Source organism: Microbacterium galbinum (assembly GCF_023091225.1).
In the GTDB taxonomy this organism is placed as follows: Bacteria; Actinomycetota; Actinomycetes; order Actinomycetales; family Microbacteriaceae; genus Microbacterium; species Microbacterium galbinum.
This window is the reverse complement of sequence record NZ_JAHWXM010000001.1, coordinates 784,721-798,790: the sequence shown is the minus strand read 5'-3', so window position 1 is coordinate 798,790 and position 14,070 is coordinate 784,721. Positions and strand designations below refer to the sequence as shown.

At 69.8% G+C, this 14,070-nt stretch carries 12 protein-coding genes; 7 read left to right on the top strand and 5 right to left on the bottom strand.

Annotated elements, in window-relative coordinates; genetic code table 11:
* Positions 1–2: 2 nt before the first annotated feature.
* Complete coding sequence (locus tag KZC52_RS04000) at positions 3–998, bottom strand: asparaginase (protein ID WP_247622770.1); 996 nt, start codon at positions 996–998, stop codon at positions 3–5.
* An 86-nt stretch (positions 999–1,084) separates the two neighbouring features.
* On the opposite strand from KZC52_RS04000, the gene KZC52_RS03995 reads away from it, so the two are divergent.
* The gene (locus KZC52_RS03995; protein WP_247622769.1) at positions 1,085–1,579 is read left to right on the top strand and encodes an OsmC family protein; all 495 of its coding nucleotides are present in this window, start codon (positions 1,085–1,087) and stop codon (positions 1,577–1,579) included.
* 14 nt (positions 1,580–1,593) lie between these two features.
* Here the strand turns inward: KZC52_RS03995 and KZC52_RS03990 are convergent, their stop codons facing one another.
* Positions 1,594–2,391 carry a lysophospholipid acyltransferase family protein gene (locus tag KZC52_RS03990; RefSeq protein WP_247622768.1) on the bottom strand — a complete coding sequence of 266 codons (798 nt, stop codon included), beginning with the start codon at positions 2,389–2,391 and terminating at the stop codon, positions 1,594–1,596.
* An 89-nt stretch (positions 2,392–2,480) separates the two neighbouring features.
* Between KZC52_RS03990 and KZC52_RS03985 the strand changes: the two genes are divergently transcribed.
* Both KZC52_RS03985 and dxr read left to right on the top strand, forming a co-directional pair.
* Positions 2,481–3,503 carry an FKBP-type peptidyl-prolyl cis-trans isomerase gene (locus KZC52_RS03985; protein WP_247622767.1) on the top strand — a complete coding sequence of 341 codons (1,023 nt, stop codon included), beginning with the start codon at positions 2,481–2,483 and terminating at the stop codon, positions 3,501–3,503.
* Between the two features lie 35 nt (positions 3,504–3,538).
* Complete coding sequence (gene dxr, locus KZC52_RS03980) at positions 3,539–4,621, top strand: 1-deoxy-D-xylulose-5-phosphate reductoisomerase (RefSeq protein WP_247622766.1); 1,083 nt, start codon at positions 3,539–3,541, stop codon at positions 4,619–4,621.
* A 3-nt stretch (positions 4,622–4,624) separates the two neighbouring features.
* Here dxr and KZC52_RS03975 read toward each other — a convergent pair whose 3' ends face one another.
* Positions 4,625–6,247: a Mur ligase family protein gene (locus tag KZC52_RS03975; RefSeq protein WP_247622765.1), complete on the bottom strand. Its 1,623-nt coding sequence runs from the start codon at positions 6,245–6,247 to the stop codon at positions 4,625–4,627.
* Positions 6,248–6,308: 61 nt separating this feature from the next.
* Between KZC52_RS03975 and KZC52_RS03970 the strand changes: the two genes are divergently transcribed.
* Positions 6,309–7,622 (top strand): M50 family metallopeptidase, encoded by a 1,314-nt coding sequence (locus KZC52_RS03970; RefSeq protein ID WP_247622764.1) that lies wholly within the window; start codon positions 6,309–6,311, stop codon positions 7,620–7,622.
* A gap of 9 nt (positions 7,623–7,631) precedes the next feature.
* Here KZC52_RS03970 and KZC52_RS03965 read toward each other — a convergent pair whose 3' ends face one another.
* The gene (locus tag KZC52_RS03965) at positions 7,632–9,515 is read right to left on the bottom strand and encodes a chorismate-binding protein (RefSeq protein ID WP_247622763.1); all 1,884 of its coding nucleotides are present in this window, start codon (positions 9,513–9,515) and stop codon (positions 7,632–7,634) included.
* Positions 9,516–9,765: 250 nt separating this feature from the next.
* On the opposite strand from KZC52_RS03965, the gene ispG reads away from it, so the two are divergent.
* Both ispG and KZC52_RS03955 read left to right on the top strand, forming a co-directional pair.
* Positions 9,766–10,896 (top strand): flavodoxin-dependent (E)-4-hydroxy-3-methylbut-2-enyl-diphosphate synthase, encoded by a 1,131-nt coding sequence (gene ispG, locus KZC52_RS03960; RefSeq protein WP_247624699.1) that lies wholly within the window; start codon positions 9,766–9,768, stop codon positions 10,894–10,896.
* 17 nt (positions 10,897–10,913) lie between these two features.
* The gene (locus KZC52_RS03955) at positions 10,914–11,777 is read left to right on the top strand and encodes an alanyl-tRNA editing protein (RefSeq protein WP_247622762.1); all 864 of its coding nucleotides are present in this window, start codon (positions 10,914–10,916) and stop codon (positions 11,775–11,777) included.
* 7 nt (positions 11,778–11,784) lie between these two features.
* On the opposite strand, the gene KZC52_RS03950 is transcribed toward KZC52_RS03955, so the two are convergent.
* Positions 11,785–13,203 (bottom strand): RNB domain-containing ribonuclease, encoded by a 1,419-nt coding sequence (locus KZC52_RS03950; protein ID WP_247622761.1) that lies wholly within the window; start codon positions 13,201–13,203, stop codon positions 11,785–11,787.
* A 92-nt stretch (positions 13,204–13,295) separates the two neighbouring features.
* On the opposite strand from KZC52_RS03950, the gene KZC52_RS03945 reads away from it, so the two are divergent.
* Positions 13,296–14,066 (top strand): isocitrate lyase/PEP mutase family protein, encoded by a 771-nt coding sequence (locus KZC52_RS03945; RefSeq protein ID WP_247622760.1) that lies wholly within the window; start codon positions 13,296–13,298, stop codon positions 14,064–14,066.
* The last annotated feature ends 4 nt before the right edge of the window (positions 14,067–14,070 follow it).

The following is a 14,070-nucleotide window of genomic DNA, read 5'->3' as shown; positions in this document are numbered from 1 at the left end:
CGTCAGATACCGGGGGAGACGAGAACCCGACCGACCGGCTTTCCGCCGCCGAGCACGTCGAGCGAGAGCGCGTCGGCCAGGTCGGCGACATCACGATCCGTGAGTGCCCCGGCTCGCGCGAGCAGCGTCGCAGCCACGATGGTCGATGCGCGTGCTCCGCCGTCGAGCATCTTCAGGGCGACGGTCGTGCCGTTGGGGGCCACCATGACCATGACGCCCTCGGCGCCTCCCTTGGCGAAGACTCCGAGCTTCTCGATGGCGACGGTGTCGGGCCGCCCGGGACCCTCGATGGTCCAGGGGTGCTCGCGCACCGCGCGCACCAGGGAACCGGCGACGCGGTGAAGGGCGAACGGCGAGCGATCCGATGCCGTGCCGATCCGGTGGATCGCGCGGGCGAGGCCCGTCAGCGTCATCGCGTAGACCGGTGCGCCGCAGCCGTCGATCGACGTGTGGGAGATCTTCTCGCCGGTGAGACGCTCGATCACCTCGCGGATGTGCGCCTGCAGAGGGTGGCCCTCCTCCAGATACCCCTCCGTGGGCCAGCCGGTGGCGATGCAGGCCCGCAGCATCGCGGCGTGCTTGCCCGAGCAGTTCATCCGCACGCTCGCCTGCTGGCCGTGCTCCCGCACCATCTCGTCGCGGGTCGCCTGATCGCTCGGCCAGGCCGGCGGGCAGGCGAGCGCGTCTTCGTTCAGACCGCCGGCCGTCAGCATCTCCCGCACCGCGGCGGCATGCCGATCGGTCCCGATGTGACTCGCCGTCGACAGAGCGAGGTGCTCGCCCTCGAGCGCGGCTCCCGCCGTGATGCAGGCGACCGCCTGCAGGGGCTTCATGCTGGAGCGCGGCAGGATGAGCGCATCGGCGTTGCCGAGACGGGCGACCACCTCTCCCTCGGAGGAGAGCACCACCGCCGCTCCCGCGTGTCGCGACTCGACGAAGCCGCTCCGCTCTACGACGGCGAGTTCGACGGAATCCTGAACGGTGAGAGTCTCCAGCACCCGTCCAGACTATCCCCGCCGCCCGACGAGTCGCCGAAGCGAGTGCGGCGCCGGGAGTGTCGGCGACCGGTGGCACACTGGGGAGCATGGCAGAACACGCAACGCGCATCCTCGGAGAGCACCGTTATGCGCTCACGAGCATCTGGACCGGCAACACCGGGACCGGCACGAGCGGCTACCGCGACTATCGGCGCGACGTCGAGATCTCCGTCGAGGGAAAGCCGATGCTCCTCGCATCCGCCGACAAGCCTTTCCGCGGCGACCCCGCGCGATGGAACCCCGAGGACCTCCTCGTCGCATCGCTGTCGGAATGCCACCTGCTCTCGTACCTGCACGCGTGCGTCACCGCGGGCGTGGTCGTCCTCTCCTACCGCGACGACGCGACCGGCACGATGCGCGAAGACGGCGCGGGCGGCGGAGCGTTCTCCGAGGTCACGCTGCACCCGCAGGTCGTCGTCGCCGACGCATCCATGATCGAGGCCGCGGAGCGCGCGCACGTGCAGGCCAACGAGTGGTGCTTCATCGCGAACTCGATGAACTTCCCCGTGCGGCACGAGGCCACGGTGACAGCGCTCGGCTGAGCGCTCGACGACCGTCAGCGGCGCTCGTGCGGCAGTGCCTGCTTGATCTTCTCGATCGCTCCCTGCGCGGGAGCTTCGTTGTATGCCCCGGCGAGCTCCTGGCCCGAGAGCGCGTGGATCGCGGCCATGATCTCGTCGGTCGCGAGACGACGCGCTCGACCGCTCGTCGCGGGGCCGTGTGGGGCGAGATCGAGGGGTTTGCCGAAACGCACCGTGATGCGCTCCTTCGTCGTGGGGATCTTCGCGCCGACCGGCATCACCTTGTCGGTCCCGATGAGCCCGACGGGGACGACGGGCGCTCCGGTCTGCAGAGCCAGGAAAGCGACGCCCGTGCGGCCCTTGTAGAGCCGACCGTCGGTGGAACGGGTGCCCTCCGGGTAGAGCGCTACGGCGAGTCCCTCATCGAGCAGCTGGCGCTGCAGGTCGAGTGCGTCCAGAGCAGCCTGTCCGGCACCGCGGCGTACCGGTATGGCTCCGATGGATTCGAAGAAGGTCTTGCTGAGCCAGCCCTTGGCGCCCGTGCCCTCGAAGTAACTGGATTTCGCGAGGAAATGCACCGGACGGGGGGCTGCAACCGGGATCGCGATGGAATCGATGAAGGACAGGTGGTTGCTGGCGAAGATCACGGCCCCGGTGCGCGGGACGTTCTCCTTGCCCTCGACGCGCGGACGATAGATCAGCCGGGCGAGCGGGCTGATGATGCTGCGCCCCAGCGCGTAGGCGAATCCGGCGTGACGAGGCTCCGCTGACTTCGAGGTCTCTGCGGTCTCTGCGGGGGACGATTCCGGGTCCACGGACGGCTCAGAGGTCATCAGAGAAGGCTACTCCGAGATCCATGCCGGCACTGGAATGAAGCGGTTGTGTCGCGTCTCCCAGCGCGGGCCAAGCGAAATGCGAGAGGATGAAGCGTCCCGCCCGCGATCTCGAAGGCTCAACTGTGCGCAAGCGTCCGCTCCTCCTCCTGTCCACCGTCGCCGCGGCGACCCTTCTGCTGGCCGGCTGCTCCGGCAGCGCTGAGCCGGAGAGCTCGGCCACGCCGGAGGAGACCGCGGGAGCGACGTCGTGCCTCGCCGACCTCGCATCCGGTGCCGGGTCCGACGCCGTCACGGTCGAGGGAACGGACGGCGACGCGAAGGTGACGGTCCCCGCAGGCACCGAGATCACCGAGCCCGAGCGTTCGGTGATCACCGAGGGCGACGGCGATGAGGTGCTTCCCGGCGACCTCGTCTCGCTGCGTTACCAGCTCGTCGACGCGACGACCAACGAGGTGCTGAGCAGCTCCGAGCGCGGCCCGGACGGCATCCTCTCGGCGTTGCTCGCCTCGCAGCAGCAGCAGATCTCCGACCCCACGCAGTCGACCGTGTTCACGGTCGCGGCGGAGTGCCTCCCCGTCGGGTCGAGCGTCGTGCTCACCCTCCCCGCCTCGCAGGAGGGCCTGAACCCGAGCGTGCTCTACGTCCAGACGATCGAGAAGCTCCCGACCATCGCATCGGGTACCGACGTCGAGCCCGAAGCGGGGATGCCCACCGTCGAGCTCGACGCGGACGGCGCCCCCACCATCACTCTCCCGGACGGCGACGCTCCGGCCGAGACGAAGGTCGCGGTCCTGAAGCAGGGCGACGGCGCGACGGTCGCCGAGGGTGATCTCGTCACTGTTCAGTACCGCGGCATCAAGTGGTCGGACGGGGAAGAGTTCGACTCCAGCTGGAGCCGCGGAGCGGCCCCGGCGCAGTTCCCCACGACGGGTGTCGTGACCGGCTTCAAGAAGGCGCTCGAAGGCCAGAAGGTCGGATCGCAGGTCATCGTGACGATGCCGCCGTCCGAGGCGTACGGTGCGAGCGAGGGCAACGAGCTCCAGAACGAGAGCCTCGTGTTCGTCGTGGACATCCTCGCGACCACCCCGCCGGAGCAGGTCCAGCAGTAAGCGACGGAGCCGAGGGCGTGTCATAGGCTGACGACATGCAGCGCATCATCGTCCTCGGCTCCACCGGCTCCATCGGAACGCAGGCGCTCGACGTCATCCGTGCCAACCCCCGCCGTTTCGAACTGGTCGGTCTCGCTGCAGGCTCGAACGCAGAGATGCTGGGCGAGCAGGCCGAGAGCTTCCGTGTCGAGAGCACCGCTCTGGGGGCGGTCGAGGCCGAGCAGCTCGTGCGCGACGTCGACGCCGACGTGGTGCTGAACGCGATCACGGGATCGATCGGCCTCGGCTCGACACTCGCCGCTCTGAAAGCCGGACGCACGCTCGCCCTGGCGAACAAGGAGTCCCTCATCGTGGGCGGCGAGCTGGTGCTCGCCGCGGCACGGCCCGGGCAGATCGTGCCCGTCGACTCCGAGCACTCCGCGATCGCGCAGGCGCTCCGCAGCGGAACGCACGCCGAGGTGCGTCGGCTCGTCGTCACGGCCTCCGGCGGTCCCTTCCGCGGGCGCACCCGGCAGGAGCTCGCCGAGGTCACGCCGGCCGAAGCCCTGGCCCACCCGACCTGGGATATGGGGCGCATGGTCACCACCAACTCCGCCACCCTCGTCAACAAGGGCCTCGAGGTCATCGAGGCGCACCTGCTCTTCGACATCGCCTACGACGACATCGACGTCGTGGTGCACCCGCAGTCGATCGTGCACTCGATGGTCGAATTCATCGACGGCTCGACCATCGCCCAGGCATCGCCGCCCGACATGCGCCTGCCGATCTCGCTGGGACTCGACTGGCCGAACCGCGTCGGTGGGGTGGGGCGCCCCCTCGATTGGAGGACGGCGTCCTCCTGGACGTTCGAACCTCTCGACGAGGAGGCCTTCCCCTCCGTCGCGCTCGCGAAGACCGTCGGACGTGCGGGAGCGACGTTCCCCGCCGTCTACAACGCCGCGAACGAGCAGGCGGTCGACGCCTTCCACGACGGACGACTTCCGTTCCTGGGAATCGTCGACACGATCGCCCGCGTCGTGGATGCGCACGAACCGCCCGAGCAGCTCACGGTGGAGTCGCTCGCCGCGGCCGAGCTCTGGGCGCGGCAGAAGGCGGACCGGCTGATCGCCGCCGCCTGAGCCTCAGTCCTCGTCGGGGTAGGGCACGGGCCAACGCGAGTCCGGCACCGGCCACCCGGCCGCGCGCAGAGCGCGGCGGGCGAGTTCCCTGGCCGAGTACGGCGTGCGCACACCACGGATATCGCGGTAGTCCTGGTGCCCGGGTCCTGCCCAGAGGATCGCATCGCCGTCCCCGACGAGCTCGACAGCGGCGACGATGGCCGTCTCCGGCGGCGAGTACTCGTGGATCTCGGCATCCGGGCGTGCTTTCCGTGCGCCCGCCACCAGCGTCGCACGGATCGACTCGGGATCCTCGAAGCGGGGGTGGTGATCGGTCACGACGAGGATGTCGCTGCCCTGCACGGCCGTGCGGGCCATGTCGAATCGCTTGCTCGCGTCGCGGTCGCCATCGGCGCCGAACAGCATGACGACGCGTCCCGGCGTCACGCGACGCACGGCGGCGAGTGTCTTCTCGAACGCGTCGGGGGAGTGGCCGAAGTCGACGAAAACGGCCGGGCCGCGCTCGCCCGACACGAGCTGCGTGCGCCCGGGCAGATACGCGCGGATGCCGCCGTCGCGCTCGAGGGCCGTGACGATCCGCTCCCAGGCGTAGCCGCCTTCGAGGAGCATCACGATCGCCAGTGCGGCATTCGCGGCCATGTGTGGGCCGATCACCGGGACCGTCGTCGTGAGGGTTCCCGCGGGGCCCGCGAGGGTGAAGGTGGTGCCGGCGGCGCGCTCGTCGTCGATCGTGACGACCCAGTCCGCTTTCGCTGCGATCTTCGGGTCGGCGGCGATCAGCGGGGTGCCCACCGTCACGACCGGGATCTCGGCGCGTTCGACGACGATCGCGCCGGAGGGGGAGTCGAGGCAGATGACGCCGCGCTTCGACCGGTCGGGGCGGAAGAGCGGCAGCTTGGCCTCGAAGTACTCCTCCATGTCGGCGTAGTCGTCGAGGTGGTCGTGGCTGAGGTTGGTGAAGCCGGCCACGTCGAAGTGGATGCCGTCGACGCGGTGGCGCGAGAGCGCCTGGGCGCTCACCTCCACGGCCACGGCCTCGACCTCGCGCTCGCGCATGAGGGCGAGGAGGGCGTGGAACTCGGATGCTTCGGGCGTCGTCAGTCGCGAGACGATGACCTCGCCCGCGATGTGCCGTTCGGCGGTCGAGGAGAGCCCGGTGACGACGTCGATCTGGTCGAGGATGCCGGCGAGCAGATGGGAGACGCTCGTCTTGCCGTTGGTCCCGGTGGTCGCGAAGAGCAGGGGGAGCGGATCGTCGGCCCCGGTGCCGTAGACCCAGGCGCTCAGGTCGCCCAGGATCGCGCGCGGATCGTCGACGATCAGGATCGGGAGGCCGACCGACTCGGCGATCGCGGCGCCGTCGTCGTCGGTGATGATCGCGACCGCGCCCTTCTCGGCGGCCGCGGCCGAGAACTCGGCGCCGTGGCGGTTCACGCCCCGGATCGCGACGAAAGCCTCTCCCGCGCGGAGGTCGGCGGTCGCGAGGGTGATGCCGCTGACGGCCACCCCCTGCAGCTCGCCGCGCGTGTCGCGAGCGAATCGGGAGGCGAGTTCGGACAGCTGACGCCGGGGCGGGTTCGCGGGGCGGAGCACGGGAGGCAGGCTCGGTTGTTGTTCAATCGACATGTCTCTTCCATGATCTCACGTGCCGGGCGTATTCCTAGGCTCCAGGCAGTAGCGTTGGCGCGTGGAAACCCTGCTCTATGTGGGTGGCATCCTGTTCATGCTGGTCGGGCTCGCGCTCTCGATCGGACTGCACGAGATCGGTCACCTCCTGCCCGCGAAGCTCTTCGGCGTGCGCGTCGGCCAGTACATGATCGGCTTCGGGCCGCGCATCTGGTCGCGCCGGATCGGCGAGACGGAGTACGGGTTCAAGCTGCTGCCGATCGGCGGGTTCATCTCGATGTCGGGCATGTACCCGGCCTCGAAGAACTCCCGCGCAGCAACAGGGATCTTCCGTTCGCTCGTCCAGGACGCGCGCGCCGCGAACGACGAGACGATCGCGGCGGGCGAGGAGGACCGCGTCTTCTACAAGCTCCCGGTCTGGAAGCGCGTGATCGTCATGCTCGGCGGGCCGTTCATGAACCTCGTTCTGGCGCTTCTCATCTTCACGGTTCTCGCTTCCGGGATCGGACTGCAGCAGGGCACCACGACGATCTCGTCGGTGACGGAGTGCGTGCTGCCGGCCGGTTCGTCGCAGACCGAGTGCACGGCCGACGACCCGGCCTCACCGGCGGCCGAAGCCGGGATCCTGCCCAACGACATCCTCGTCTCGATCGACGGCACCCCGGTGTCGACCTTCGCGGAGGCCACCGCGATCGTGCAGGCGGCGCCGGGCGAGACGCTCGACGTGGTCGTGCGGCGCGGCGGCACCGAGCAGAACCTCGAGATCACACCGATCGTCGCCGAGCGCACGCTGACGGACGCCAGTGGCCGCCCGATCCTCGACGACGCCGGGGATCCGGTGGTGAAGGAGGTCGGCTACGTCGGGATGTTCGCGCAGATGGGCTACGTCCCGCAGCCGCTCTCGGTCGGACCCCAGATGGCCGTCGAGAACGTGGGCCGTGTCGCGAATCTGATCGCGACGCTGCCCGTGCGCCTCTGGGACGTCGGCGTCTCCCTGTTCACCGGGAGCGAGCGTGATCCGAACGGACCGCTCAGCGTCGTCGGCGTCGGGCGGCTCGCTGGTGAGGTCGCCGCGACCGATGCGCCGGTGCTCAACCGTTTCGCCGTGCTGCTGAACCTGCTCGGCTCGTTGAACATCGCTCTCTTCGTCTTCAACCTGATCCCGCTGCTGCCGCTCGACGGCGGTCACATCGTCGTCGCGCTGTGGGAGGGGATCAAGCGCGGATGGGCGCGCCTGTTCCGCCGCCCGCCGCCCGCACCGGTCGACGCCACGAAGCTGGTGCCGCTCACCGTCGTGGTCGCGGTCCTGCTGATCGGGATGGGCGCACTTCTGCTCCTCGCCGATCTGTTCAACCCGGTGAACTTCCTGCAGTAGGGTCCCCGCTCAGCGGAGTGCGTGAGCGACGAGCCGTTCCAGCGTGCGGATGCCGTCGCGCGACAGGATCGACTCGAGGTGCCCCTGCACCGATGAGAAGCGCGGCCCGCGCAGAGCGTAGACGTCACCGCTGGTGGAATCGGCCGAGACCTCGGCGTCGCCGATGACGGTCGCACCGGGGGAGACCCGCGCGGTGAACGTGTTGTAGAAGCCGATCGACGCATCCTCGCCGAAGACCGGGACCGACTTCTGCAGACCCTGGTGGGGAGCATCCAGCGGGGTCAGCGCGATGCCGAGGGAATCGGCGAGGATCTGGTGGCTGAGGCAGACCGCGAGGAGCGGTGCCCCCGCCGAGCGGCGGCGCGCGACGACGTCGCGCATCCGCGAGATGCGCGGGCTCTCGGTGTCGCGCGGGTCTCCCGGACCGGGACCCGCGACGACCAGGTCGACCGCGTCGATATCGGCGTCGTGCACATCGCTCCACGTGGCGATTCGCACGTCGAGACCGAGGTGCCGCAGCTGATGCGCCAGCATCGTGGTGAAGCGGTCCTCCGCATCGACGACGAGTGCGGTGCGCCCGGCGAACGGACCCGAATCGTCATCGCCCTGCGGGTTCAGCCAGAAATCCGCCAGGCGTGCGTTCCGCGAGGAGAGCAGCGCCGCGACCGTGGGGTCGTCGGCGAGCGTCAGCGGGGCGCCCGGGGCATCCGCATCGCTGCGCTCCTCGGCGACACGGTCCCGATCGATCGCCCCGATGGCGCCGAGCACACCGGCAGCCTTCCCATGGGTCTCGCTGACCTCACCGTGCGGATCGGAGTGGCGCACGAGCGTCGCCCCGACGGGCACCCGCACCTCCCCGTCCTTCAGGTACACGGTGCGGATGAGGATGGGGGCGTCGAGGTCATGACCGCCGTCGACGTTCGGGGTGAAGAGCGCGGCGACGCCGGAGTAGTAGCCACGCGGTTCGCGTTCGTGCCGGTGGATCACCGCGCAGGCGTTCTGCATGGGAGACCCGGTGACGGTGGGGGCGAACATCGTCTCGCGGAGGATGTCGCGCGGGTCGAGTCGGCTCCGGCCCCGCAGCATGTACTCGGTGTGCGTGAGCCGGGACATCTCCTTGAGGTGCGGTCCCGTGATGCGACCGCCGTCGGAGCAGACCGCGCTCATCATCTTGAGCTCTTCGTCGACGACCATGAAGAGCTCCTCGGTCTCCTTCGTCGATGACAGGAAGTCGACCAGTGTCTCCTTGGTCGCTCCTCCCGCGGGGTGGCGGAACGTGCCGGAGATCGGATTCATCGTGACGATTCCGTCGCGTGCGACGACGTGCGCCTCGGGGCTGGCGCCGACGGCGATGTGACCGGGTGTGAAGACGGCGAAAGTCCAGTAGGCGCCGCGCTCGTGCGTGAGCAGTGCGCGGAACCAGGTGAGGGCCGCGGTGCGCTCGTCGACGTCGATGCGTGCGGTGAAGTCGCGCCGGATGACGAAGTTCGCGCCCTCGCCGCGGCCGATCTCGTCGGCGATGACGCGTTCGACGATCGCGGCGTACTCGTCGTCGGCGATGTCGAAGCCGTCGTCGTGCAGGGGGATCCGCGCTTCGGGCAGCGCGGTGAGGAGGTCGGGCGTCGGGAGGTGCAGATGCTCGTCGACGACGATGCAGCGCAGCGGCGCACCGTCGTCCTGCGAGACGAAACCGCGCTCGCGCACCTGGCGATACGGAACGAGGGCGAACACCTCGCGGGCGGCTCCGTCGACGGTCAGCGGGATGTCGGCGAGCAGATCGACGTCGACCACCTCGCCGGTGAGCAGCTCGACGGTGTCGGCGCCATCGCGCGCGATCAGCACGAAGGACGAACGCGGGTCGGCCGTGAGCGCGGCGAGTCGTGAGAGGGTCATCGATGTCTCCTGTGCAGGGCTCCGGCTCGGCGCAACGAAAAGACCGCCCCGGAGGCGGTCTGGATTCGTGGGAACGCGAACACACCGCCTAGGAGGCGGGCCACCAGGTGAAGTTCGCGAGCATGGGGCGAAACTACCACACCGGGGGTGCGCCGGCCGGGCGGATGACGGCCCGTTCCCCCGGCTCCGCTTCCAGCCTGCGCCCATCCTGGCGGCGTAGTCTGGAGCAGTGCCAGCAGTGAACCTCGGAATGCCGAAGATCCCCGAAGTCCTCGCCCCGCGCCGCAAGTCTCGCCAGATCAAGGTGGGCAAGGTGCTCGTGGGTGGGGATGCTCCCGTCACCGTTCAGTCGATGACGACGACGAAGACGACCGACATCAACGGGACGCTTCAGCAGATCGCCGAGCTCACGGCGTCCGGCTGCGAGATCGTGCGCGTGGCTGTTCCCCACCAGGACGACGCGGATGCGCTCAAGATCATCGCGATGAAGAGCCAGATCCCCGTGATCGCCGACATCCACTTCCAGCCGCGCTACATCTACACGGCGATCGACGCCGGATGCGGTGCCGTGCGGGTGAACCCCGGCAACATCCGCGAGTTCGACGGCAACGTCGGCAAGATCGCCGAGGCGGCGAAGGCCGCGGGCGTCTCCCTGCGCATCGGCGTGAACGCCGGTTCGCTCGACCGGCGCATCCTCGCCAAATACGGCAAGGCCACCGCCGAAGCACTCGTCGAGAGCGCGGTCTGGGAGGCCTCGCTGTTCGAGGAGCACGACTTCCACGACTTCAAGATCTCCGTCAAGCACAACGACCCGATCGTGATGGTGAAGGCATACCGTCAGCTCGCCGAGCGCGGCGACTGGCCCCTCCACCTCGGCGTCACCGAGGCGGGACCGGCGTTCCAGGGCACGATCAAGAGCGCCACCGCGTTCGGCATCCTCCTCGGCGAGGGGATCGGCGACACCATCCGCGTCTCGCTCTCCGCCCCGCCGGCCGAAGAGGTCAAGGTCGGGCATCAGATCCTGCAGTCGCTGAACCTGCGCGAGCGCAAGCTCGAGATCGTCTCCTGCCCCTCGTGCGGCCGTGCGCAGGTCGACGTCTACACGCTCGCGGAGAACGTCACCGAGGGCCTCAAGGACATGACGGTGCCGCTGCGCGTGGCCGTCATGGGCTGTGTGGTCAACGGGCCGGGCGAGGCGCGCGAAGCAGACCTCGGAGTCGCGTCGGGCAACGGCAAGGGCCAGATCTTCGTCAAGGGCGAGGTCATCAAGACCGTGCCCGAAGCCGACATCGTCGCGACGCTGATCGAGGAGGCGAACCGGATCGCCGCCGAGATGGGTCCCGAAGCCCCGCTCGGCACCGCGCAGGTCGTCACCGTCTGACCCGGCAGGGAGAAGCAATGTCGTCGACAGTCGTGTCGTTCGCCGACGGTTCCATCCGGGGCGAGAGCGTCATCACCCGTATCGAGCCGGTCGACGACGGCGCCGTCGTCGTCGTCGAGGCGACGCCCTTCCACCCGGTCGATCACACGTGGCCCGATCAGCCGGGCGATACGGGAACGATCGTCGTGGGCGAGGAGAGCGTCACGGTTGCGGAGGCGGTCATGGCCGCCGTCAGCGATGAGGGCGACTTCGCGATCGGCGCGGCGATCCCGGTGCGACGCGGGGCCGACGGGTGGACGTGGTTGGTCGCCCATCGCCTCGACGGCTCGGCGCCTGCGGGATTCACGGAGGGCGCGGCGGCCCGGCTCGTGGTCGACGAGCCGCACCGAGCGGGACTCAGCCGTGGTCATACGGCCTGCCATCTCGCGTCGCTGGCGCTCGATCTGGCCGTCGCCGACCTGTGGCGCAAGGATCCGGGAACCGATGCCCTCGGTACGCCCGACTTCGAGGGGCGGGCGAATCAGTCCAGTCGTATCCACGAGGACGGCAGCGTCGACGAGTATCGCCTGGGCAAGAGCCTGCGGCGCGCCGGCTTCGACACCGAGACGTTCGCGGCGACGCTCGCCGAGCGGGAGGCATCGATCAACGCGCAGTTGACCGCGTGGGTGTCCTCCGCCGCGGGCAGCCGGATCGTCACCGAGGGACCGGCGATCGTCGACCGGCGCCGGTGGCACTGCGAGCTCCCCGAGGGGGAGGCGGTGATCCTCTGCGGCGGTACGCACGTGGATTCGCTGGCGGCGTTCGAAGCGATCCGGGTGTCGCTCGATCTGAGTGATCCGCAGCTGCTCGTGATGACGACGACCGTCGTCCCCGCGGCCTGACGCACGGTCAGTCCAGGGAGAACTCGATCTCGCCCGCACCGATGTCCGCACGCGCGACGCGCAGGCGGACGACGTCTCCCGGGCGCGCATCGATCGGAACGGGTGCGGATGCCGTGACGGCGGGGTCCGCCAGTTGGATCCGCGCGCGCTCCCCGTGGAGCTCGATGATCGTCGCATCGACCCGGGAACCCACCAGCGGGGTGATGAGCGCGGCCTCGACGGCGTTCACGGTGGCGGCGTCGAGCCGGGAGGCGCGCTGCGACGAGTCCTGCATCAGACCGGGCAGGTCGGCGAGCGAGTCCCGCACCCACGAGGGCACGGCTTCACCGCGGGACACGGCGAGGCAGATCGTCAGCGTCCATCGGTCGACGAGTCGGCGCAGCGGCGCCGTCGCGTGGGCGTAGGGCGCGGCGATCGCGGCCTGCACGGTGTCGGTCGGTGTCGAGCCGTCGAAGGTCGCGTAGCCGGCACCTCGGAACAGGGTCGCGGCCGCCTGCAGCACGGGGAGAGTGAGCGGGTCGTTGCGGTCCAGGTTCCGGAGGAAGTCGCCGTAGTCGCCGGTGGTCCAGGGCCGTCCCAGCGCCGCCGCCTGTCGACGGAACGTGTCGAACGCCGCGTCGTCGGGGCGGGGCATCGTGCGCAGGATCCCCACCTCCGCCTCGAGCATGAGCGAGGCGGCCGCCATGCCCGTCATGAGCGACAACTGCGCGTTCCACTCCTCGACGGGGAGGGGGCTGCGCCGTCGGATCGCGTATCCGCCGGCGTCGGTCCGGACGACCTCTTCGTCGGGCAGGTTCAGGCTGGCGCCGCCCCGGGCTCGCTCCTGCGCGATGCGCAGCCGGCCGATCTCGGGCAGGAGGGAGACGGGTCCGTCCTCGCCACGGTCGACCGCATCCTGGGCGCTGGCGTACTCGAGTTGCACCCGCGACCGGATCAGCGCTCGTTCGAGTGAGGTGCCGACGACGGTTCCGTCACCGTCGAGACCGAAGGTCCATACGAGAGCGGGGCGATCGACGTCGGGGAGCAAGGAGGCGCGGTCCTCGCTCAGCACGGGCGGATGCAGCGGGATCGATCCATCGGCGGCGTAGAGCGTCTGGCCGCGGCGCCGCGCCTCGACATCGACGGCGCCCCCGGGGGAGACGAAGCCGGGGACATCCGCGATCGCGTAGCGCACGGTGTACCCGCGGCCGGCGCGCTCGAGATGGAACGCCTGGTCGAGATCGCGGGAGCCGGGCGGGTCGAGCGTCGCGAACGGCACATCGCGCAGGTCGAGCTCGGGCGGCGGCGACGGGGAGGAGAGTGCTTCGTCGAGCGCTTCGGCGGGAAAGTCGACCGGGGCATCGAGGTCTGCACGCAGTGCCGAGAGCGCGACGGCGAGCTCGGTCTGCGCGGCGGAGGGGTCGACGTGCGAACGACGCTGCGGCATGCGTCCACACTAGGCGGATCCTCACGCGGAGGATTGTCACGGGGCGATTCCCTGCGGCCCGATCGTCGGGGGTTCGCGTTAGCGTGGAGGACATGACCACTTCAGCCAAGGCTCAGACCCTCGTCGACCTCTATGACGCCCCCGAGATCCTCCGCGTCGTGAACGTATGGGATGTGGTGTCCGCGCGAGCGGTCGCCAAGCTCCCCGAGACCCGGGCGATCGCGACGGCCGGTCACGGCATCGCCGCATCGTTCGGCTACGACGACGGCACGATCCCGCGCGACATCATGCTCGACATGGTCGGCCGGATCGCGGCATCCGTCCACGTGCCGGTCACCGCCGACCTCGACGACGGTTACGACGACGCGGGGGAGACCACGCGTCTCGCCATCGCCGCCGGTGTCGTCGGCGCGAACGTCGAGGATCGCCTCAAGCCCCTCGACGAGTCGGTCGCCGTGGTGGAAGCCATCGTCAGGGCGGCCGAGGCGGAGGGCGTGCCGTTCGCCCTCAACGCACGCACCGACGCGTTCGTCCGCGCCGGCGGGCGCCCGGTCGAACAGAGCGTCGCCGACGCGATCCAGCGCGGTCGCGCGTTCATCGATGCCGGCGCCACGTCGGTGTTCGTACCCGGCATCCTCGACGCCCACGTCACTCGCCAGCTGGTCGAGGGTATCGGCGAGCGGAAGGTGAGCGTGATCGGCTTGCCGGGCGCGCTCAGCGCCGCCCAGTACGAGAAGCTCGGCGTCGCCCGTATCTCCTACGGCCCGCTCCCGCAGCGAGCCGCGTTGACGGCGCTGCAGGAGCTCGCCGCCAGCCTCTACAAGGGTGGCGTCGTGCCCGAGGGGCTCCCGGCGCTCAACTGAGTCA

Excerpts from the sequence above, each read along its gene's own strand:
- KZC52_RS03945 (WP_247622760.1), top strand. The coding sequence starts at position 13,296 with ATGACCACTTCAGCCAAGGCTCAGACCCTCGTCGACCTCTATGACGCC.
- KZC52_RS03985 (WP_247622767.1), top strand. The coding sequence starts at position 2,481 with ATGAAGCGTCCCGCCCGCGATCTCGAAGGCTCAACTGTGCGCAAGCGT.
- KZC52_RS03975 (WP_247622765.1), bottom strand. The coding sequence starts at position 6,247 with ATGTCGATTGAACAACAACCGAGCCTGCCTCCCGTGCTCCGCCCCGCG.
- KZC52_RS03955 (WP_247622762.1), top strand. The coding sequence starts at position 10,914 with ATGTCGTCGACAGTCGTGTCGTTCGCCGACGGTTCCATCCGGGGCGAG.
- dxr (WP_247622766.1), top strand. The coding sequence starts at position 3,539 with ATGCAGCGCATCATCGTCCTCGGCTCCACCGGCTCCATCGGAACGCAG.
- KZC52_RS03995 (WP_247622769.1), top strand. The coding sequence starts at position 1,085 with ATGGCAGAACACGCAACGCGCATCCTCGGAGAGCACCGTTATGCGCTC.
- ispG (WP_247624699.1), top strand. The coding sequence starts at position 9,766 with ATGCCGAAGATCCCCGAAGTCCTCGCCCCGCGCCGCAAGTCTCGCCAG.
- KZC52_RS03990 (WP_247622768.1), bottom strand. The coding sequence starts at position 2,391 with ATGACCTCTGAGCCGTCCGTGGACCCGGAATCGTCCCCCGCAGAGACC.
- KZC52_RS03965 (WP_247622763.1), bottom strand. The coding sequence starts at position 9,515 with ATGACCCTCTCACGACTCGCCGCGCTCACGGCCGACCCGCGTTCGTCC.
- KZC52_RS03950 (WP_247622761.1), bottom strand. The coding sequence starts at position 13,203 with ATGCCGCAGCGTCGTTCGCACGTCGACCCCTCCGCCGCGCAGACCGAG.